The 17,840-nt window shown below is 62.4% G+C and carries 21 protein-coding genes; 9 read left to right on the top strand and 12 right to left on the bottom strand.

The features are described from left to right. The first annotated feature begins 4 nt into the window (after positions 1 to 4). The 4 genes from ACGYLQ_RS08115 to flhB are packed head-to-tail and all read left to right on the top strand — an operon-like array spanning position 5 to position 4,787. Positions 5 to 826, top strand: coding sequence for a lytic transglycosylase domain-containing protein (locus ACGYLQ_RS08115; protein WP_394441878.1), 822 nt, complete (start codon positions 5 to 7; stop codon positions 824 to 826). Next, positions 823 to 2,907: a flagellar biosynthesis protein FlhA gene (gene flhA, locus ACGYLQ_RS08120; RefSeq protein WP_394441881.1), complete on the top strand. Its 2,085-nt coding sequence runs from the start codon at positions 823 to 825 to the stop codon at positions 2,905 to 2,907. Before ACGYLQ_RS08115 ends, flhA begins: the two co-directional genes overlap by 4 nt. Before the next feature lie 2 nt (positions 2,908 to 2,909). Then, on the top strand, positions 2,910 to 3,665 hold the full coding sequence (locus ACGYLQ_RS08125; protein WP_394441882.1) for a flagellar biosynthetic protein FliR: 756 nt from the start codon (positions 2,910 to 2,912) through the stop codon (positions 3,663 to 3,665). 3 nt (positions 3,666 to 3,668) lie between these two features. After that, positions 3,669 to 4,787, top strand: a complete 1,119-nt coding sequence (gene flhB, locus ACGYLQ_RS08130; RefSeq protein WP_394410929.1) for a flagellar biosynthesis protein FlhB — start codon at positions 3,669 to 3,671, stop codon at positions 4,785 to 4,787. 7 nt (positions 4,788 to 4,794) lie between these two features. On the opposite strand, the gene ACGYLQ_RS08135 is transcribed toward flhB, so the two are convergent. From ACGYLQ_RS08135 to fliL, 4 genes are read right to left on the bottom strand one after another with little or no spacing between them, the layout of a single operon-like run. Continuing rightward, positions 4,795 to 5,424 (bottom strand): MotE family protein, encoded by a 630-nt coding sequence (locus tag ACGYLQ_RS08135; RefSeq protein ID WP_394441885.1) that lies wholly within the window; start codon positions 5,422 to 5,424, stop codon positions 4,795 to 4,797. Continuing rightward, a complete protein-coding gene (locus tag ACGYLQ_RS08140) occupies positions 5,421 to 5,822 on the bottom strand; it encodes a flagellar motor switch protein (RefSeq protein ID WP_394441887.1) in 402 nt (133 codons plus the stop codon). The genes ACGYLQ_RS08135 and ACGYLQ_RS08140 overlap by 4 nt, the downstream gene beginning before the upstream one ends. Continuing rightward, positions 5,803 to 6,750 (bottom strand): FliM/FliN family flagellar motor switch protein, encoded by a 948-nt coding sequence (locus ACGYLQ_RS08145; protein ID WP_168612849.1) that lies wholly within the window; start codon positions 6,748 to 6,750, stop codon positions 5,803 to 5,805. Before ACGYLQ_RS08145 ends, ACGYLQ_RS08140 begins: the two co-directional genes overlap by 20 nt. Continuing rightward, the gene (gene fliL, locus ACGYLQ_RS08150; RefSeq protein WP_271692032.1) at positions 6,747 to 7,280 is read right to left on the bottom strand and encodes a flagellar basal body-associated protein FliL; all 534 of its coding nucleotides are present in this window, start codon (positions 7,278 to 7,280) and stop codon (positions 6,747 to 6,749) included. The genes ACGYLQ_RS08145 and fliL overlap by 4 nt, the downstream gene beginning before the upstream one ends. Before the next feature lie 182 nt (positions 7,281 to 7,462). Here fliL and fliF point away from each other — a divergent pair, with 182 nt between their 5' ends. Genes fliF through ACGYLQ_RS08175 form a run of 5 tightly spaced genes read left to right on the top strand, consistent with a single transcriptional unit; the run spans position 7,463 to position 12,156 of the window. Continuing rightward, positions 7,463 to 9,166: a flagellar basal-body MS-ring/collar protein FliF gene (gene fliF, locus ACGYLQ_RS08155; protein WP_394441890.1), complete on the top strand. Its 1,704-nt coding sequence runs from the start codon at positions 7,463 to 7,465 to the stop codon at positions 9,164 to 9,166. Continuing rightward, a complete protein-coding gene (locus ACGYLQ_RS08160) occupies positions 9,163 to 9,825 on the top strand; it encodes a FliH/SctL family protein (RefSeq protein WP_394441893.1) in 663 nt (220 codons plus the stop codon). Before fliF ends, ACGYLQ_RS08160 begins: the two co-directional genes overlap by 4 nt. Beyond that, on the top strand, positions 9,812 to 10,261 hold the full coding sequence (locus ACGYLQ_RS08165) for a FliM/FliN family flagellar motor switch protein (protein ID WP_394441896.1): 450 nt from the start codon (positions 9,812 to 9,814) through the stop codon (positions 10,259 to 10,261). Before ACGYLQ_RS08160 ends, ACGYLQ_RS08165 begins: the two co-directional genes overlap by 14 nt. Next, positions 10,248 to 11,084 carry a flagellar type III secretion system pore protein FliP gene (gene fliP / locus ACGYLQ_RS08170; protein WP_394441900.1) on the top strand — a complete coding sequence of 279 codons (837 nt, stop codon included), beginning with the start codon at positions 10,248 to 10,250 and terminating at the stop codon, positions 11,082 to 11,084. The genes ACGYLQ_RS08165 and fliP overlap by 14 nt, the downstream gene beginning before the upstream one ends. Before the next feature lie 22 nt (positions 11,085 to 11,106). Next, the gene (locus tag ACGYLQ_RS08175) at positions 11,107 to 12,156 is read left to right on the top strand and encodes a flagellar motor switch protein FliG (RefSeq protein WP_394441903.1); all 1,050 of its coding nucleotides are present in this window, start codon (positions 11,107 to 11,109) and stop codon (positions 12,154 to 12,156) included. A 6-nt stretch (positions 12,157 to 12,162) separates the two neighbouring features. On the opposite strand, the gene ACGYLQ_RS08180 is transcribed toward ACGYLQ_RS08175, so the two are convergent. From ACGYLQ_RS08180 to ACGYLQ_RS08215, 8 genes are all read right to left on the bottom strand, one after another. Then, positions 12,163 to 12,996, bottom strand: coding sequence for a DUF1217 domain-containing protein (locus ACGYLQ_RS08180; RefSeq protein WP_067262362.1), 834 nt, complete (start codon positions 12,994 to 12,996; stop codon positions 12,163 to 12,165). After that, on the bottom strand, positions 12,993 to 13,418 hold the full coding sequence (locus ACGYLQ_RS08185) for a flagellar biosynthesis repressor FlbT (RefSeq protein WP_394441906.1): 426 nt from the start codon (positions 13,416 to 13,418) through the stop codon (positions 12,993 to 12,995). Before ACGYLQ_RS08185 ends, ACGYLQ_RS08180 begins: the two co-directional genes overlap by 4 nt. 1 nt (position 13,419) lies before the next feature. Continuing rightward, positions 13,420 to 13,824, bottom strand: coding sequence for a flagellar biosynthesis regulator FlaF (gene flaF, locus ACGYLQ_RS08190; RefSeq protein WP_394441908.1), 405 nt, complete (start codon positions 13,822 to 13,824; stop codon positions 13,420 to 13,422). A gap of 105 nt (positions 13,825 to 13,929) precedes the next feature. Further along, positions 13,930 to 14,868, bottom strand: a complete 939-nt coding sequence (locus tag ACGYLQ_RS08195) for a flagellin (RefSeq protein WP_394441911.1) — start codon at positions 14,866 to 14,868, stop codon at positions 13,930 to 13,932. A gap of 107 nt (positions 14,869 to 14,975) precedes the next feature. Next, positions 14,976 to 15,353: a hypothetical protein gene (locus tag ACGYLQ_RS08200; RefSeq protein ID WP_209217508.1), complete on the bottom strand. Its 378-nt coding sequence runs from the start codon at positions 15,351 to 15,353 to the stop codon at positions 14,976 to 14,978. Next, positions 15,350 to 15,652 (bottom strand): rod-binding protein, encoded by a 303-nt coding sequence (locus ACGYLQ_RS08205; RefSeq protein WP_394441914.1) that lies wholly within the window; start codon positions 15,650 to 15,652, stop codon positions 15,350 to 15,352. Before ACGYLQ_RS08205 ends, ACGYLQ_RS08200 begins: the two co-directional genes overlap by 4 nt. 9 nt (positions 15,653 to 15,661) lie before the next feature. Next, positions 15,662 to 16,762, bottom strand: a complete 1,101-nt coding sequence (locus ACGYLQ_RS08210; protein WP_394441917.1) for a flagellar basal body P-ring protein FlgI — start codon at positions 16,760 to 16,762, stop codon at positions 15,662 to 15,664. Between the two features lie 13 nt (positions 16,763 to 16,775). Beyond that, positions 16,776 to 17,837: a flagellin gene (locus tag ACGYLQ_RS08215; protein ID WP_394441920.1), complete on the bottom strand. Its 1,062-nt coding sequence runs from the start codon at positions 17,835 to 17,837 to the stop codon at positions 16,776 to 16,778. Positions 17,838 to 17,840 lie beyond the last annotated feature (3 nt).

The raw sequence follows: 17,840 nt of genomic DNA on the forward strand, positions 1-17,840 counted from the left end.
GCATATGGCCCGCGCAGCGCTGCTGGGGGCGGTGCTTGCGACCCCTGCCCTCGCGCAGGGCTGGGGGTCTTTCTATGAGCCGTCGCAGAAGAACGCGGTGACCAAGACGGCCCGGACGCTGGCCGCCAAGGGCGGGCCTGAAGGCGTCTGCATCCGCGAAATCCTCGCCGCCCAAACCCGGCATGGCATCCCCGACAATCTGCTGCTGGCCATCGGCCTGCAAGAGGCGGGCACCCGCCGCAACGGGCATTTCACGGTCTGGCCCTATGCGGTCAACGCCGCGGGCGAAGGGCGGCTGTTTGACAGCCGCACTGCCGCGCTGGATTGGATCGCCGAGCGTCAGGCAAGCGGTATCCGCTCCATTGACGTGGGCTGTATGCAGATCAACATGCGCTGGCACCCGGATGCCTTTGACAGCCCCGCCCAAGGGTTCGATCCGCGCGTGAATGTCGACTACGCGGCGCGCTTCCTCAAGCGGTTGCATCGGCGCACGGGCAGTTGGCTACAGGCGGCGGGGTCGTATCATTCCTTTGAGCCGGAATACCGCGACACCTACCTCGACCGGCTGCAAAAGAACATTTCCGCCGCCAATGCGCGGCTGCCGGAGTTTCAGGCGCTGGCCAGTGCCAGCCCGGCGACGGCCCCTGCCCGCCCGCGCAAAACGGCGCGGCGCGAGGCGGGCCGCTATGACAGGCTGGCGGCCAAGGCGACATGGGGCGCGCAGATCGGCGGGGCGGCGAACGCGCGGCGCTCGCTTTACTCGGCGCATGAGATGCAGCCGGTCCTGCCGCAGTTCACCACCGTCCCTGCGGAGGATGCGGGATGAGCACGAAACCCAATACCCTCTTGCCGCAACTGAGCATGTTTGGCGCCAATAAGGACGTGAGCTTTGCCGTCGGCATGGCGTTGGTGCTGGCGGTGCTCTTCCTGCCGCTGCCGCCGATCCTGTTGGATTTCGGGCTGGCGCTGTCGCTCTCGCTCTCGGTGCTGATCTTCATGGTGGCGCTTTGGATTCCCTCCCCCTTGCAGTTCAACTCTTTCCCGACGCTGCTGCTCGTCACCACCATGCTGCGGCTGTCGCTCAACGTGGCCTCGACCCGGCTGATCCTCAGCGAAGGCCATGCGGGGATGCATGCGGCGGGGGATGTGATTCAAGGGTTCTCCAAATTCATCGTGGCGGGCAATTTCGTCATCGGCGTGGTGATCTTTGCCATCCTCGTGATCATCAACTTCGTCGTGATTACAAAGGGCTCAACCCGTATCGCCGAGGTCGCCGCGCGGTTCTCGCTGGATGCGATGCCGGGCAAGCAGATGGCGATCGACGCCGATATGGGTGCGGGGCTGATCGACGAGGATGAGGCCCGCCGCCGCCGCACGGAGCTTGAGGACGAAAGCGCCTTTTTCGGGGCGATGGACGGTGCCTCGAAATTCGTGCGCGGCGATGCGGTGGCGGGGCTGATCATCACGCTGATCAATGTGATCGGCGGCATCCTCATCGGCGTCGTGCAGCGCGGCATGGGCGTGGGCGATGCCTTCAACGTCTTTACCTCACTCACCATCGGCGACGGGCTGGTGAGCCAAATTCCGGCGCTTGTCGTCTCGCTCGCCGCCGGTCTGATCGTGACCAAGGGCGGCACCCGGGGCGCGGCGAACGAAGCTGTCTTTGACCAGCTTTCGAACTTCCCCAAGGCGCTTTACATGGCGGCGTTGCTGCTGTTCGGCATCGGCCTCTTGCCCGGCTTTCCGCTGCTGGTCTTTGCCCTTCTGGCCGCGGCCATGGTGGGCTTGGGGCTAATGATCCAGCGCGGCGCGGCCGAGGCGGCAGAGGCCAAGGCGAAGGCCGATGCCGAGGCGCAGAAAAAGCAGGAGATGCCGGAGGTCGACAACAATCCGATGCATCTGGATGAGCTGCGGCTGGTGCTGGGTGAAGGGCTGGTGGCGCTGGCCAACCGCCCTGATGCGGTCTTGCCGAGCAAGATCAAATCCCTGCGCAAACATTTCGCCGAAGAGTTCGGCTTTCCCATGCCCTCGGTACGGATCAAGGATGACGTGAGCCTGCCGATCAACAGCTACGCCTTCCAAATCCACGGCGTCGACGCGGCCAAGGGTGACATCCGCGCCAACCAGATGATGGTCATCAATCCCGAAGGCGCGCCGCTGCAACTGCCGGGTGAGGCCACGCGCGAGCCGACCTTTGGGCTGGATGCGCTTTGGGTCGACAGCAAGGTCGCCGATCAGGCCGAGGCGCAGGGCTATACGGTGGTGGACCCGGAAAGCGTGATCACCACCCATCTGACCGAAGTCGTCAAAGAGAACATGTCGGAACTGCTGACCTATGGCGCGGCGAAAGAGGCGATCGAGGGGTTGGACCGGAACTATCAAAAGCTGGTCAACGACCTGCCCGTCCCCTCCCCCGCCATTCTGGTGCAGCAAGTCTTGCAGGAACTGCTGCTTGAACGCGTCTCGATCCGCAATCTGCCGCTGATCGTCGAGGCGATGGCCGAGGCCACGCGCCAGACTTCCAAGCCCGCGCTGGTGCTGGAGAATGTGCGCCGCCGCCTGTCGAGCCAGATTTGCCAAGGGCTGGCCGATGGGCAGGGCTTCGTGCCGGTCATTACCCTGTCGCCCTCATGGGAGGCGGAGTTCATCGAGGCGGTCAAGATCGTGGGCGAGGACCGCACCTTTGTCATGTCGCCCAAACGGGTGCAGGAATTCGTGCTGCAAGCGCGCCAGCAGATCCAGCGCTTCGCCTCGGAAGACAGTTGGCCCGCGTTGATGGTCAACCCCGAGGCGCGGTCCTATGTGCGCTCCATGCTGGAACGGGTCAGCCCGATGACGCCGGTAATCTCCAACGCCGAGATCCATCGCAAGGTATCCCTGCGGACCGTCGCCACCATCGGGGGCTAGGGATGGACCTCTCAGCCCTCCTGACCGACGCCCTGATGGGGTATTTCGTCGTTTTCGCCCGGATCGGCAGCGCGCTTGTGTTCATGCCGGGGTTCGGGGAGACCTCGGTGCCCATGCGGCATCGGTTGTTCTTTGGTCTGATCCTGAGCGCCGCGCTCTATCCCGTGACCGGCCTCGGCCCGGTGGCCGAGGACCGCCCCGCCGCGCTGCTGCTGATCTTTGGCTCGGAAATCACCGTGGGGCTTTGGATTGGGCTGGTGGCGCGCACGCTGCTTTCGGCGCTGCAATTCGCGGGCTATCAGATGGCACTGATGTCGGGGCTGGCCAATGCTTTGGCCCCGAACATCGGCGCCTTTGAGGGGGCGACCTCTATGGCGGCGATGCTGTTGATCGGGGCCACGGCGCTGATCTTTATCACCGACCTGCACCACCTCATCATTGAATCGCTGCTGGTGTCCTATCAGGTCTTCGTGCCCGGCACCTTCATGCTGGCCGATCTGACCGACCAATTCGCGCGGGCAACGCAGGTGAGCCTCTACCTTGGCCTGTCCATCGCAGCACCCTTCTATGTCGCCGGTCTGGTGCTGAACGTCGGGATGGGTCTGGCCAACCGCATGATGGCGAGCCTTCAGGTCTTCTTTATCGCCCAGCCCCTGCTGATCGCCGCCGGGCTGGCCTTGATGGTGCTGGCCGTTCCGACCATGATGCGCGGGTTTCTTGAGCCTTTCGCGAATTGGCTCACCACCTACGGATTCTAGCCCATGTCGGAAGAGGACAAGAGCAGTAAGACCGAAGAGCCGACGGAGAAAAAGCTCCGCGACGCGCGCAAGAAAGGCGACGTGCCGCAATCGCGCGAGACCGGCACCGCGATGCTGGTCTTTGCCCTGCTGATGATCCTGATCTTCGTGCTGCCCGCCTCGATCGACGGGATCGTGGCGGCGCTGCAAAGCCCCCTTTTGGGGGCGGGTGTCACCGCCATTGGCACCGGCGGCACTGGCGTCGCCGAAGCGGGCCAGGTGCTGAAATCGCTTGGCTTTACGCTGGGGCTGGCGATGATGCCGGTGGTCGGGATCATGGTGCTGGCAGCCCTTTTCGGCGTGTTGATCCAAGGCGAGACCGTCGTCTCGGCCGAGCGGATCAAACCGAAGTTCTCCAAGCTGAACCCGCTGTCGGGGTTCAAGCGGCTGTTCTCGGCCGAGGCTTTTGTCGAATTTGCCAAGAATACGGCCAAGGTACTGGTGATCGGTTTCATCACCGTATGGGCCGTGCGCGACATCGCGCAGTCACTGGGCCAGACGCAGGCTTTCATCCCCGAGACGCTGCTGCAAGCGACCCTGCAGAAGGTGCGCTGGATTTTTCTGGTCACCACCGTGCTTCTGGTGCCCATCGCCATCGCCGACATCATCTGGAAGCGGGCGCAGTGGAAAAAGAAACAGATGATGAGCCTCAAGGAGATCCGCGACGAGCATAAAGACAGTGAGGGTGATCCGCAGATCAAGGGCCGCCGCGCCGAATTGCGCCGCGCCCGCGCCCGCCAGCGCATCGCGCAGGCCATCCCCAATGCCAGCGTGATCCTGACCAACCCGACCCATTACGCCGTGGCGCTGAAATATGAACAGGGCGTGGACGATGTGCCGGTCTGTGTGGCCAAGGGGGCTGATGTGATGGCCCACCGTATCCGCGAGTTGGCCAAGGAACACGACATTCCGATGATCGAGAACCGCCCATTGGCCCGTGCACTTCACGCGGCGGTGGAGGTCGACGACCGCATCCCGATGGAGCATTGGCAAGCCGTGGCCGAGATCATCGGCTTTGTCATGGACCTGCGCCGCAACGTGCGCCGCAAGCCGCCTGCCGGGTCGTCAATCCGCGAGGAGTGACGCGCGCTCAGCGCAGGCGCAGCCCTTCGAGGTTGCGGTCGGCAGGGAGTTTGGAGCGTTCCAGCAGGATTTTCGTAATCAACCGCGCCCGGACAAGGCTGAACGAGCCCATGATCTGCGCCGCGTCCCGTTCGGGCATGGCACCGATGACCTGCACGGCGGTCTCCACGTCGATCTCATCCATGATGCCCGCCGCCACCTGCGGCTTCATGTTGCGGTAAAGTTCGACCAGTTTGGTCATGTCTTGGTTGTTGGCCTCTTCGATCACCTTAAGCTGCGCGCCGATCTCGTCGCGCAGGCTGGCGAGGCGGGTCTGTTCGGCCTTGAGGCTCTGTTCGGCCAGCGCAAGCTTGGCTTCGCGGTCGGCAATCGTGTCGCGTTGCTCTTTCAGCAGCGCCCGCTCTTCGGCGATGGCTTCGGCAATCAGATGGCTCGGCTCACACATGCCACTCTCGCCCGGGGCGCTGGCGTCATAGCTGGGCGGCGCGGGGGCGGCGGCAAGCTCAACAGGGACCGGGGGCGTGTCATCGGGGGTTTCGGCAATGGCCATCATCGGCATGAACTCAACCGTGAGCTTGAGCACACCAGCCACACCAAGGCCAAAAAGCGCGATCTTGGGCATGGAAATACGGCTCATTCCTTACGCTCCTTGGTGATGTCAAAAAAGGTACGGACCAGTTCGGATTTGCCCTGTACCGCTGCTTGGCCCCGGACCTGCGCACGGCCCTTGAGCCGCGCGGCGCGCATCTGGGCCGGGTTCTGGCCTGCCGGGCCAGGCTCGGGCGCAGCTTGGCGGGGCGGCGTCGCCTCGCGCTGCACCGGCGGCTCGGGGCGCTGTACCTTGGTGCTAAGGTCGCGCAGGTCTTCGACCGATTTCGCCGATTGATCGACCGCATTGGAAAAGGCCCCGACCATCGGCTCCATCTCTTTCAGGGTCGCCATCAATGCGCGGACACGGCGGTCGAGGATAAAGGCATAGACCAGCGTGCCGACCAGCAGCACGATGATGAGGATATCAATCAAGGCCGGCATCATCGTCGCTGTCCTCCTGATTTTCCTTAGGGAGCAAGGATTGGATCACCCGCAGCGCCAAGGCGCCATTGCTGCGCTGGCCAAAGGCCGCTTGAAACATCGGCTGGGCGTTCACCATGCCGACCACGGGGGTATCGACGGTCATGCCCAGATCGATCACCTGACCGGGCTTCCATTCCAGCACCTCATGCAGCGGGATCGTCACCTGCTGTAGCACGCCGGTGATGGTGACCGTGGTGCTGGAGATCTGGCTGTTCATATCCTTGCGCGCGTTGCTGTCGGTGGGCGAGCGCCCGCCAAGGAAGGGCTGCGCAAGCTGTGCGCTGACCTCGTCCAGCGTGCCATAGGGCAAGACCAGCGCCATATGGCCGCTGCGATCCTCGAACTGCATATGCAGCCGGACCAGCACCGTCGCCGTGCGCGGCGCGGCCAGCATGACCGACCGGGGATTGGATTCGAGCGATTGAATGTCGAATTGCACCGGGCTGACATCATGCAGGCAATGCGCCAAACCTTTGAGCGACAATTCCGCCAGCCTGCGGCCCAGTTTCTGCTCAATCGCGGTCAAGCCGCGGGGTTTCCACTGCTGGCTGGTGGCGCGGCGGCCACCCAGCATGATCTCGAGCACCGAAAACAGCAGGTCAGGCTCGACCACACAGGCGATCTGGCTGCCCCAGCTTTCCGCATTGGCAATGGCGATGAGCGAGGGCGACTGGATGCTCTCCATCGCGTCCTCATAGGGCATGTATTCAAGCGAGCTCAGCTCGATCTCGGGGGCGACGGTGCAATAGGATTTGAGGTCGGGCACCAGCGCCAGCAGCAGACGGTCGATGATGATCTCAAGCGTGGGCAGGCGCTGGAAGCTTTCCCGCGCCTGACGGATCATCGTCTCTTCGAGGCTCAGCGCATCGGGGGAGGCCGCTATCGTCATTGCACCACCATATCGGCAATCAGGATTTCATGCGGCGCGTCGGTGTGCCCCACCGCCCGCGCCCGGCGCAGCAGTTCGGTCTTTAGCATCGCCAGCCCATAGCTGCCCGACAGATCGCTGACATGCAACTGGCGCAGGAAATCTTGGAAGCTGTCGCGCAGATAAATCTCACGCGCGACCAGACGGTCCGCGCCCTCGGCGGTTTCATCATAGACCATCAGCATGTTGAGCTTGAGAAAGCGGCTGGTCTGCCCACCCTGCGGCCCGGTGTCGGTGACGTTCACGATGATCTCAGGAAAAGGCATGACCGGCATTTTGACTTCGGTCTTGGGCTTTGCGCCGTGGCCGTCTTCGCCGCCCTTCTCGCCGTGATCGTTCTCAGCCGTCTCAACGGTCTCTTCGGCGGTTTCCTCCCCCCCCAGCCCGGCCATCTCAAGCAGCCCCGAAGGCCCGATGGCCAGCGTGACCCCACCCAGACCCGCAAGAAGGCAGAGCAAGACGACAGCAAGGATAGCGAGAGGCTTTTTCATTCTTTCACTCTTAATCGGATCCCGCGCGAAGCGCCACATGCAAGAACAAATACATCTTCAAACAAGCTTTATTGCAACAGAAACCTGTTTATTTTTCGGATCGGCCAAGTATAAATCGATATATGCTTGCATAGTGAGGGCCGAGTGGAGAATGCTCGGGCCATACAACCGAGTGAGGGGCCGTGAATCAGATCGTTGAAAACCTTAAGGATTTGGGTCCAAAGCGGCTGGCTCTTCTCGGCGGCATCGGTCTGGCGATCACCGCGGCCATCTTCATCGGCGCGCGAACCATCCTCGCCCCTACCTATGTGCCGGTTTACAGCCAGTTAAGCCCCGGCACCGCCTCGCAAATGATGCAGACGCTGGAACAGGCGGGGCTGACGGTCGATCTGTCGCGCAACGGCGATACCATCTCGGTCGCCGAGACCGACATCGCCCGCGCCCGCATGGCGCTGGCCGATGCAGGGCTGCCCGGCGAAGGCGTCCCGGGGTGGGAGATTTTCGACAATATGTCCGGCATGGGGATGAACTCCTTCATGCAAAAGGTGAACCGACTGCGCGCGCTGGAAGGGGAGCTGGCCCGGTCGATCCAGACGATCAGCGGCATCAAAGCCGCGCGGGTGCATCTGGTGCTGCCCGAACGCGCCGCCTTTTCGCGCAGCCGGGCCGAGGCCAGCGGCTCGGTCATCGTGCGCTCGCAGGCCAATACCAGCATGACGCGCCGTCAGGCGCAGGCGATCCAAGCGCTGGTCGCCTCCGCCGTGGCCGATTTGGAAGCGCAGAACGTGACCGTCCTGTCGGCCTCCGGCGAGACGATCCTGGCCAAGGATGAGGGCGGCAGCTCCGACTTCTCGCTGCAAGGGCAGCGCAGCATGATCGAAGAGCAATTGGCGCAAAAGGTTGAATCGATCCTCAACGCCCGCGTGGGGCCGGGCAATGCCCGCGTGCGGGTCAGCGTCGATCTGACGACCGAGCGCGAAGTCCGCGTCTCGCGCAGCTTCGATCCCGCCCAGCAGGTCGCCCGGTCGATCGAAACCCGCGTGCGCAACTCGAACGAGACTGACCCGGCGGCGGCCACGGTGGATGTGGCCAACAACATCCCCGATGAGCTGCGCGACGATGCAGGCGGGGCCGCAGGCCAGTCCACCCGTTCGGAAAACGATGAGATCATCAACTATGAGATCGGCTCGGTTCAGAGCGAACTGGTGCGCGAGCCGGGCGATATCGAGCGTATCTCGGTCGCGGTTCTGGTCAACGGCAGCTATGGCACCCTGCCCGATGGCTCCGAAGGCTATATTGAGCGCAGCCCCGAGGAGATGGCGCGCCTGACGCAGCTGGTCAGCACCGCCATCGGCTTTGATCAGGCCCGGGGTGATCAGGTGCAGGTCGACAGCCTGCAATTCCTCGATTTCGATTCCGAGTTCAGCAACCCCGCCAGCCGTGGCTTGGGCGCGGTGCTGGCCGATAACGCCATGACCATCCTGCGCTCGCTCTTTGCCTTGGCGCTGGTGGCGATCATCATGGTGCTGGGCGCCCGCCCGCTGCGCATGGTGCTGGATGCCACCCTGCCCCAGCCCGCGCTGGCCGGTGCCGGGGCCGATGCGGCGCTGCTGGACGGCCCCGAGGAAGACAACGCGCCCAAGGCGCTGACCGGCGGCACCCAGAAAGAGACCCCGCAAAACCGTCTGCCCACCCCGGCGGGGGCGCAAACCGGTGCGGTGCTTGGCCCAATGGATGAGCTGCCCCGCGACATGGTGCATCTCGCCTCGGTCGAGGGGGCGGTTCAGCACAGCCAGTTGCGCGCCGTGGCCGAACTGGCCGAGGACAACACCGATGACGCCCTGCGCGTTCTGGGCGAATGGCTGTCGGAAGGGGATGATCTGTGATCACCAGCCTCAAGCTTCAGAACTTCGACGAGGACGGCAAGAGCAAGCCGCAAGACCCGGCGCTGCCCACCCCCGAAGAGATCGAAGCGAAGATTAAGAAGGCCCATAAGCAGGGCCATATCGAAGGCTATCTGGCCGGGGCCGATGCAGGCCGCGCCGAGATGCATCAGACCATGCAGGCCGAACATGCCGCCATGGCCGAAAAGCTCGCGCAGGAACTGGCGCGGCTGGCACAGGCGATGCAGGCCCATCAAGAAGCGCTGATGGCGCAGATCGTGGGCTTTACCCTGCAAACCTGCGAAATCGTCCTGCCCGAGGTGATCGAAAGGCTCTCGACCGCGCGGGTGAAAAAGACCGTGACCCAATCGCTGAAAATGGCCATCGGGTCGAGCCATATCAAAGTGCGCCTGTCGCCCGCCACGCTGGATCAGATCGGCCCCGAGTTGCGTCAACGGGCGGTCTATTACAAATGCGACAGGGTGCTTGACCTGCGGGCCGATCCCGAACTGCCCGATGGCGATGCGCGCATGGAATGGGACCACGGCAGCCTTGATTACGGGTTCAAAAAGATTTGCGACCGCCTGCTTGCCGAATTGCGCGACACCCATGCGCGGGCGCTGAAAGCACAAAAGGAGAAGGACGGAAATGGACAAGCCTGACCTGCAATCCCCCCAAGACGACAACAAGGCCACAGAAAGCAAAGCGCCTGACGCCACGCCAGAGCAGCCGCGCGCCGATGCCTTTGGCAACGCCGCCAGCGCGGGCGGCGATGATGCGGGCGTCTTCCCGCAGCTTGACACCGAAGATTCGCGCAACGCGCTGGCCCCCCGCCCCGAGGCGGGCGGCGCGGGCATCAACGCGATGCTGAACGTCGGCCTCGACGTGCAGATCGTGCTGGGCCAAGCCCGCATGCCGATTTCGCGTCTGCTGGAACTCACCCGCGGCTCTATCGTGGAATTGAACCGCAAGATCGGCGCACCGGTTGACCTCATGGTCTCGGACCGTCTGGTGGCGCGCGGTGATCTTGTGAAGGTCGGTGAAGACCGGCTTGGCGTGTCGCTGACCCAGATTGTCAAGGACTATGTCCCTGACTGACCGCCCCTCTCTGCGCAGCTATGCGTCGGGCCGGATAGGCCTTGCCCTGCTGGTGCTTCTCGCCAGCGGCGGCATGGCCATGGCCCAAGACGGCGGGTTTCTCAGCACCCTGTCGGATGTGATTGGCGATACCGCGCCGGGCAGTGATGAGAACGCCAACCTTTCGGGGCGGATCGTCCAGTTCATCGCGCTGGTCACCGTGCTCAGCATCGCGCCGGGGCTTTTGGTGGTGATGACCAGCTTCACGCGCTTTGTCATCGTCCTGTCGATGCTGCGCTCGGCCCTTGGGCTGAACCAGACACCGCCTAATATCGTGCTGACCTCGCTGGCGCTGTTCATGACCTTCTTCGTTATGCAGCCGGTGTTCGAGGACGCCTATGAGGCCGGGGTCGAGCCGCTGTTGGAAAACGCCATCGCCGAAGAGCAGGCGCTGGAGCGGATCGCCGCGCCCTTCAAGACCTTCATGTACGTCAACACGCGGCCCGAAGACTACGCCCTGTTCCTGCGCATCGCGCCCGCGGATGAAGAGGCCGAAGAAAGCCCCCTGCCCGCCTCGGCGGAAGAGGCCACCTTCCGCCATCTGGTGCCCGCCTTCATGATCTCGGAACTGCGCCGCGCCTTTACCATTGGTTTTCTGATCTACCTGCCCTTCGTCGCCATCGACCTTATCGTCGCCTCGGTCTTGATGAGCGCGGGGATGATGATGCTACCGCCGGTGCTGATCTCCTTGCCGTTCAAGGTCATTTTCTTTGTGCTGATCGACGGTTGGTACATGCTGGCCGGGTCTCTGATCGAAAGCTATGTGCCGCTTGCCGGTGGCTGACCTGCTCTGAAAGGATCTCTTCATGTCGACCAATGCCCTTTCCAAATCCCGCAGAAAGCCCATCACGGTGGAGGATCTGAACGGTCCGACCAAGGCGGCCATCACCTTTCTCTGCCTTGGCGAGCAGACCGGCTCGGAACTCATGCAAAAGCTCGGCACCGCCGAGATCGAGCGTATCACCAGCGCCATGAGCCGCCTTGGCCCGATCCCGGCAGAGGTGGTGGAACATGTGCTCAAAGAGTTCACCCAAAAGGTCGTCAGCGGCACCGGATCGGTCGTGGGGTCGCTGTCGACGGCAGAGTCCATGCTGCGCAAATTCATGCCCGATGAGCAGGTGACCAGCATCATGGAGGGGCTCAAGAACAGCGAGCGCGAAAGCGCCATGTGGCGCGGCTTTGGCGCGCTGGATGAGACGGTGATCGCCAATTACCTCAAGGGCGAGCATGACCAAACCGCCGCGGCGATCCTCAACAACGTCGACACCGGCGTGGCCGCCAAGGTGCTGCCGCTGCTGGGCCCTGAGCGGATGCAGGACATCGCCGAGCGCATGATCGCGATGGAGGCCGTGCCACTGCATATGATGCAGCAGATCGAAGAGACGTTGAAACAAGATATCCTGTCGAATGCGATGCACACCAATTCGGTCGAGACGCATCAGCGCATGGCGGATCTGTTCAACCAGTTGGATGTGCAGGCCTTTGAGGAGCTTTCCGGCGCGCTGGACGCGCGTATTCCGGACGCTTTCCAAGCCATCAAACAGCGCATGTTCGTCTTTGACGACCTGTTCAAACTGCCGATGCAGGACTTGGCGCAGGTCATGCGCGGGCTGGATGGGGCCACCCTGCCGATGGCGATGCGCGGCGCCAAGAAAGAGCAGCGCGATCACCTGATGGAATGCCTGCCGCAACGCTCGCGTCAGATGCTGATGGACGAGATGGCCGCCACCGGCCCGGTCCGGGGCCGGGACGTGCGCGCGGCACAGGCCGCCATGGTGGAATATGCCAAAAGCCTCGCCGATCAAGGGGTGATCGAACTGCCCTCGGCCGCCGATGACGACGAATTCATCGAATAAAGGGGGTCAGCGGTAGACGCTCGACGCGCTATAGCCGCCGGTGATCGTGGGGATGTCGATGGTGGCAGCCGTAAAGCTGCCGCCCTGCCCGATCGAAACAGCCCCCTGCATCAGCGAAAGCACCGTGCTCGACGACGAAGAGACACCTTCGACCGCATCGTAAATCGCCGAGAACCGCGAGACGAGCTTGTCGACCTCCGCCGGGTCTTGCAGCTTTTCGATGTCGAACTTCTGCTCGAAAAGCGCGATCTGACGGTCGAGATCGACTTGAATCGCCTCATCCGGCACACCAAGCGCGCGGCGCATGAATTTGCCGAGGTCTTCGTCCTTCAACACGTCGAGCCAGGAGTCGATCTCAGCGGCTTTGGCTTTGAACTCCAAGGCGATCCGCGCGCCTTCGTTGTCCTCTCCGGCCTCGTTCAGCACGAAACGTTCCTTGAAACGCTCGATCATCTCGGCCTGCCAATCGACCTTATCGAGGTTTTCGCTGCTCCCCCCTCCGGGCGTGAAGCCCAAAGTGAGATACATGTCGCGGATTTTGGGGTCACTGAGGCGGTTCACCAGCGCGGAACTGTCGGTGATATCGCTTTCCAACGTCTTGCGGATCATCGCCTTGCCAAAGATCTGATCTTCAAGGTCAAATGCCCGCATGACGAAAGTATAGACTTCCGTATCGGCAATCAGTTCCTGCGGGGAAGAGATGCTGCCGATACGCTCTTCAAAGGCTTCGATCTGCCGGGCGTTCAGGGCGTTGCTGGCGGCAAGGTCGAGCTGTTTGTCGCGCGTTGCGTCGAACAGTTTGACCGCCACCTGCGTGCCCATGCCGCCCAGCGAAATCATGCGTGCGCGGCCTCATGGCTAGAGGCGGGCGGCACCGGGCGAAGCTGCATGAGTTCGCTCTCGTATTTCAGGACCGCGCGCAGCTCGCTCATTGCCTTGTAGAAATCGGCCATGGAGACGAAATTCGCCGCTTCCATGATGCGGGCGCGCATGTCTGCGCCAAAGCAACAGGCCAGATCAGCCAAACCCTGTTGGATCATCGGCAGGATTTGATCGCGGGTGTCGGGACGGATCAGCGCGGTTTGCACCAAGAAGTAGACCTTGGAGACGGGCGTGGATTCAGCATCCGGCTTCAGCAGATCGGATTCGCGCACGATATCGGCGCGGTTCTCGACCGTCAGCGCCTGACGGCGGTCGCCGTTGCGAATGACGCAGCCGTTTACAACAACGCGTTCGCGGGGGCGGAGGGTGAGTTTCAGCATCTTACACCTCCTGCATCTGGGGCGCGGCCTGCCCGGCCAGACCGGCGGCGATGTTGCCGTTGATTTCGACAAGACCCGCCAAGCGGCCTTCGCCAGCCATCAGCGCGGTGCTGTGACGGTCCACCCAGAGCGCGATGGAAATGAGCGAGGCTTTCAACCCGTCGGGCATCTTGTTTTCCCGCTCCGCAAGGTCAAAGCGCAGGGCCGACCAGAACCGTTGATTTTCGTAGATCGCGTCGCGCAGACCGGAGGCGAGGATGTTCAACCGCTCGCTCTTATCGTCTGTCGCATCAAAGCCTTGGCCCTTTTCGGCAAGGTCATGTGTGACGCGGCTCAGGATGCGGCGCTCGATCTGCCGCGGGGTTTCGCTTTCGCGAATTGTTCGTTTGTATGCTGCCAGCCCCATAGGAATTCTTCCTTGTTTTTATCGTTTGCTGCCTGCCAACCGCAAATTCTGAGGCGGTTGGATCGGGGCCAGAGCGCTAGGCTCTGGCCCCGAAAACCCTAATCCTTAACGGAACAGGCTCAGGATGTTCTGCGGCGCCTGGTTGGCGATCGACAGGGACTGCGATGCCAGCTGCTGCTGAACCTGAAGCGCCTGAAGACGGGCGGCTTCTTCTTCCATGTTGGCGTCAACCATCGCGCCAACACCTGTGTCGAGGTTGTCGGAGAGCTTGGTCAGGAACTCTTGCTGGTTTTCGATGGACTTCTGGCCAACACCGAGTGTGGTAGCGGCTGCGATCGCTTCGGACGTAAGTCCTTCAACTGCAGTCAGAGAGTTCCGGAGATATTCTTCGCCATCAGCGGCGCTAGTGCCTGCGGCAGTGTCGTACCCTGACTTAAAGTTATCGGCGATCGCTTTGAAGTCGGTGTAAGTACGCTTCAAATCGACACCGTCCACAGTCATTGTGGTGGCGGTGACGCCCGATGCGCCACGGGTGATACCGGTGACAACGGTCAAGCTGCGAGCACCTTCAGTCGTGGTGGCCGCTGTGCCAATAGTACCATCCGCAGCAACGGTGGTTGCTGTAGCCACGGTGTTACCGGCCCCGATCAGATCGTCGCCATTGAATGTCGCCTGGCTAATGGACGCATCCATCTGCTTCACGATTTCGTCAAGCTCGTCTTTGATATCGTCGACGCTTCCGCCGCCTTGGGCAAATGCCACACGCTCAGAGAACTGGCGGGCCAAATCGTTGAAGCTGTCCCCACCGACGCTGGCAGTTGCCAACGAGTTTTTGCTCAGAGTCAGGCTTTCGTTGATAGCCTTCGTCATGCCGCTATCACCCTTCATCGTCTCGGAGATGGCGAAATAAGCGGCGTTGTCCTTGGCCGATTCGACCTTCAGACCGGTCGAGATACGATCCTGAGTTTGATTCAGGCTCGAATTGACGCTCCGCAGAGTCGACAGAGCGTTCATTGCGGATGTGTTTGTGTTGATCGAAGACATATTCTTATTCCAGACTATTCTAGTTCGTTATGTCGTCTTTCTGACAACTGCGGGGCGAACCCGCTTGATTACGTTTTTACGCGAAAAACTGGCAACATTGAGGCAATTCAGAAACTTTTGTCCACGGTTGTCATCAGTGTTGCGCGGTTGTCACGTTTCGCACCGCTTCGGCCGTAAATGCCTGCAATGCTGTGCTTTTCCCGGATTTGGGAAACCTGTGAGATCATCTCTGACGTGGCTTGGCGGGCCAATTGCAGGTGGTGATGATCGCGCGCGATCAGATCTTTTAGATCGCGCAATTTATCTTTGCTGACCGCCTCGGGATCGTGGCTGAGTTGCTCTTCCAGCACGGCGGTGAGTCGGGCCTTTTCGCTGGCGAATTCGACCAGCTGGTTGAAGGCTCCGCCCTCGACTGCGGCGATTTCGCGGCGCAGCAGATTGCCCAAGGCGTCAACGGCGGCGAGTGCTTTGCGCGGATCGCTCATCGGTCGGCCCCCGTTTGATAGCGCTGCATGGCGGTCTCAATCGTGCGGGCGATTCCGGTGCTGTTCTGCTCGGCGATGCTTTCGCCAATCGCGTTGGACAGGAAGCTGCGCCAAGTCTCTTCGGCATGCCCCCCGCCGAAGCTGCCGATGTCCACGGTCGAGAGCATTTCATCGACCATTTGCCCGAGGAACATGGCCTCGAACTCCTGCGCCTTTTCAGCGGTGACGGCATCGGCCTGCGGTGCTGCCGGTTTGGCCGCCGGGGTCGGCGCGGGGATTGGGAAAGATGCGAATTCCATGACCTGCCCCTAGATGATCTCAAGGTCGGCATGCAGAGCGCCCGCCGCCTTGATGGCTTGAAGGATTGAAATCGTCTCGGTCGCGCCGACGCCGATGGCGTTCAGCCCGTCGACGAGCCGTTGCAAGCTGACCGATCCATCGATGACGGCGAATTTCGCGTCTTTCTCTTCGACGCCGACCGAGGAATTCGGCACCACTACGGTGGTCCCGCCGATGGACAGCGATTCGGGCTGGCTCACGTTGAAATCATCGCGGACGGTGACGGTCAGCCCGCCTTGGCTGACCGCGACACGGTCGATGCGGACATTGGCGCCGATGACGATGGTGCCGGAACGCGCGTCGATCACCACTTTGGCGACCTGATCAGGCTGGACTTGCAGCGGCTCGATCAGGGCCATCGTCTCCATCAACGATCCTTTGCCGTAGGCCGATACGGTGATGGTGCGCGAGTCGATGGCCTTGGCAACCGGGCCCATGGCTTGGTTGATCGCGGCCTCGACCCGTTGTGCGGTGACGAAATCGGCGTTGCGCAGGGCCAGTTTGATGCTGTTCATCTCGCTAAAATCGAAATCAACCTCACGCTCGACGATGGCGCCATTGTCGATCCGCGCGCCTGTCGGCACGCCTTCGACGATGGAGGCGTTCAGCCCCTGTGCGGCGAAACCGGCGACGGCAATCGGGCCTTGGGCCACGGCGTAGATCTCACCATCGGCGGCGGTCAGCGGGGTGACGATCAGCGTGCCGCCGCGCAGCGATGACGCATCGCCCAGCGAAGAGACCACCACGTCGATGGTGCTACCGGCCCGCGCGAAGGGCGGCAGGGAGGCGGTGACCATGACGGCGGCGGTATTGGCCGTGCGCATCTGGTCTTCGGTCAGGTTGCCGATGCCGAGCCGCTCTAGCATGCCTTCGATGGCGCGTTCGGTGAAGGGCGCGTTGCGCAGGCTGTCGCCCGTGCCGTTCAGCCCCACGACCAGCCCGTAGCCGACCAATTGGTTCGACCGTACGCCCTCGACGGTGACGATATCCTTGATCCGCACCTGTGCTGCCGCCGGCGCGGCGAGCGCGAGGGTGAGGCCGATCAGCAAGAGTTTAAACAAGGCGTTCATGGGGTGGTTCCGGTTAGAGGTAGTTCAGGAAGGACAGGCGCGAGAGCCGCGCGGTGATGGCAAAGCTGGAGTCGAGTTGGTTCTGCAATTGGGTCAGACGGGTGGCCGCATCATATTGGTCGACCCCTTCGAGGTTCATCACCTCCCCATCCAGAAACAGCGCCCGGCTTTCTTGGGCCGCGATCGTATCGGCCAGCTGTGCGCGTTTCAGGCCGGTCTGGGTTTCCAGATCAGTCAGCCCTTCAAGCCCCGCCCCGATGGCGCTGCGCGCCTCGGTTAGCCACGCATCACGGGCGGCCTCATCGGGGATGTCGCTGGGGTTAAACGCGCTCAGCATGGCCAGACCGCGGACCAGATCGCGGATTGCCGGATCATTGGCTTGGGCGGTTTGGGTGAGGGTTTGCGTCTCTGAGGTGCGCGAGGTCAGCGGCGGGTTGCCTGTGGGCGCGCCGTTATAGAAGGTGTTCTCGAAATTATTGGCCGGATCGGCGGCGGTATCGTTAAAGGCCGCTTTCAGCCCGTCGATCGCCGTTTGCACATCGGCCAGCGTTGTGGGAACGCCTCCGATCACATTTGTCACTGCGTCAGCCGGGGAAACGCCGCTGTTGGGGTTCTGAACGTCCCACGCTTGCAGCGGGTTGGTGTCGCTGCGGGTGCCGGACATCAGGAAGCCCGAACTGTCGCTGACCGCCGCACGCTCCAACACCCGGTCAAGCGCCGTGCGCGCCGCCTGCGACAGATAGGTCGTCGAAAGCCCGCCCGCGCTGTCGGTGGTGAAGGCTTGCTCAAGCACCTCTTGGCCCACGTCGCGCATGGCCCCGAGCGAGGTTTCCACGGCGAGGAAACGGCGGTCCAACAGCGCATTGGAGGTCAGGAAACCATCGTTGCGAGTGATCTGCATGCGAATGGCGATGGCATCGGCAGAGCGATGGCCCAGATCATCATAGGGGTTGGCCTTCAGCCCGGTTGTCACCTCTTTCGACACGTCCGAGATCTCGGCGGCGAGGCGGCTGGTCTGTTCGCGCTGGCGCAGGCTTTGCAAAGCGGTGGAGACGGTGCGGGAAATCTCGGTCATCCT

It is taken from the genome of Sulfitobacter sp. 1A12779, assembly GCF_043557315.1.
GTDB lineage: Bacteria > Pseudomonadota > Alphaproteobacteria > Rhodobacterales > Rhodobacteraceae > Sulfitobacter > Sulfitobacter faviae.

What these genes read in the sequence shown, in the direction of transcription:
- ACGYLQ_RS08115 (WP_394441878.1), top strand. Translation starts at nt 5, where the DNA reads ATGGCCCGCGCAGCGCTGCTGGGGGCGGTGCTTGCGACCCCTGCCCTC.
- flhA (WP_394441881.1), top strand. Translation starts at nt 823, where the DNA reads ATGAGCACGAAACCCAATACCCTCTTGCCGCAACTGAGCATGTTTGGC.
- ACGYLQ_RS08125 (WP_394441882.1), top strand. Translation starts at nt 2,910, where the DNA reads ATGGACCTCTCAGCCCTCCTGACCGACGCCCTGATGGGGTATTTCGTC.
- flhB (WP_394410929.1), top strand. Translation starts at nt 3,669, where the DNA reads ATGTCGGAAGAGGACAAGAGCAGTAAGACCGAAGAGCCGACGGAGAAA.
- ACGYLQ_RS08135 (WP_394441885.1), bottom strand. Translation starts at nt 5,424, where the DNA reads ATGAGCCGTATTTCCATGCCCAAGATCGCGCTTTTTGGCCTTGGTGTG.
- ACGYLQ_RS08140 (WP_394441887.1), bottom strand. Translation starts at nt 5,822, where the DNA reads ATGATGCCGGCCTTGATTGATATCCTCATCATCGTGCTGCTGGTCGGC.
- ACGYLQ_RS08145 (WP_168612849.1), bottom strand. Translation starts at nt 6,750, where the DNA reads ATGACGATAGCGGCCTCCCCCGATGCGCTGAGCCTCGAAGAGACGATG.
- fliL (WP_271692032.1), bottom strand. Translation starts at nt 7,280, where the DNA reads ATGAAAAAGCCTCTCGCTATCCTTGCTGTCGTCTTGCTCTGCCTTCTT.
- ACGYLQ_RS08165 (WP_394441896.1), top strand. Translation starts at nt 9,812, where the DNA reads ATGGACAAGCCTGACCTGCAATCCCCCCAAGACGACAACAAGGCCACA.
- fliP (WP_394441900.1), top strand. Translation starts at nt 10,248, where the DNA reads ATGTCCCTGACTGACCGCCCCTCTCTGCGCAGCTATGCGTCGGGCCGG.
- ACGYLQ_RS08175 (WP_394441903.1), top strand. Translation starts at nt 11,107, where the DNA reads ATGTCGACCAATGCCCTTTCCAAATCCCGCAGAAAGCCCATCACGGTG.
- ACGYLQ_RS08180 (WP_067262362.1), bottom strand. Translation starts at nt 12,996, where the DNA reads ATGATTTCGCTGGGCGGCATGGGCACGCAGGTGGCGGTCAAACTGTTC.
- ACGYLQ_RS08185 (WP_394441906.1), bottom strand. Translation starts at nt 13,418, where the DNA reads ATGCTGAAACTCACCCTCCGCCCCCGCGAACGCGTTGTTGTAAACGGC.
- flaF (WP_394441908.1), bottom strand. Translation starts at nt 13,824, where the DNA reads ATGGGGCTGGCAGCATACAAACGAACAATTCGCGAAAGCGAAACCCCG.
- ACGYLQ_RS08195 (WP_394441911.1), bottom strand. Translation starts at nt 14,868, where the DNA reads ATGTCTTCGATCAACACAAACACATCCGCAATGAACGCTCTGTCGACT.
- ACGYLQ_RS08200 (WP_209217508.1), bottom strand. Translation starts at nt 15,353, where the DNA reads ATGAGCGATCCGCGCAAAGCACTCGCCGCCGTTGACGCCTTGGGCAAT.
- ACGYLQ_RS08205 (WP_394441914.1), bottom strand. Translation starts at nt 15,652, where the DNA reads ATGGAATTCGCATCTTTCCCAATCCCCGCGCCGACCCCGGCGGCCAAA.
- ACGYLQ_RS08210 (WP_394441917.1), bottom strand. Translation starts at nt 16,762, where the DNA reads ATGAACGCCTTGTTTAAACTCTTGCTGATCGGCCTCACCCTCGCGCTC.
- ACGYLQ_RS08215 (WP_394441920.1), bottom strand. Translation starts at nt 17,837, where the DNA reads ATGACCGAGATTTCCCGCACCGTCTCCACCGCTTTGCAAAGCCTGCGC.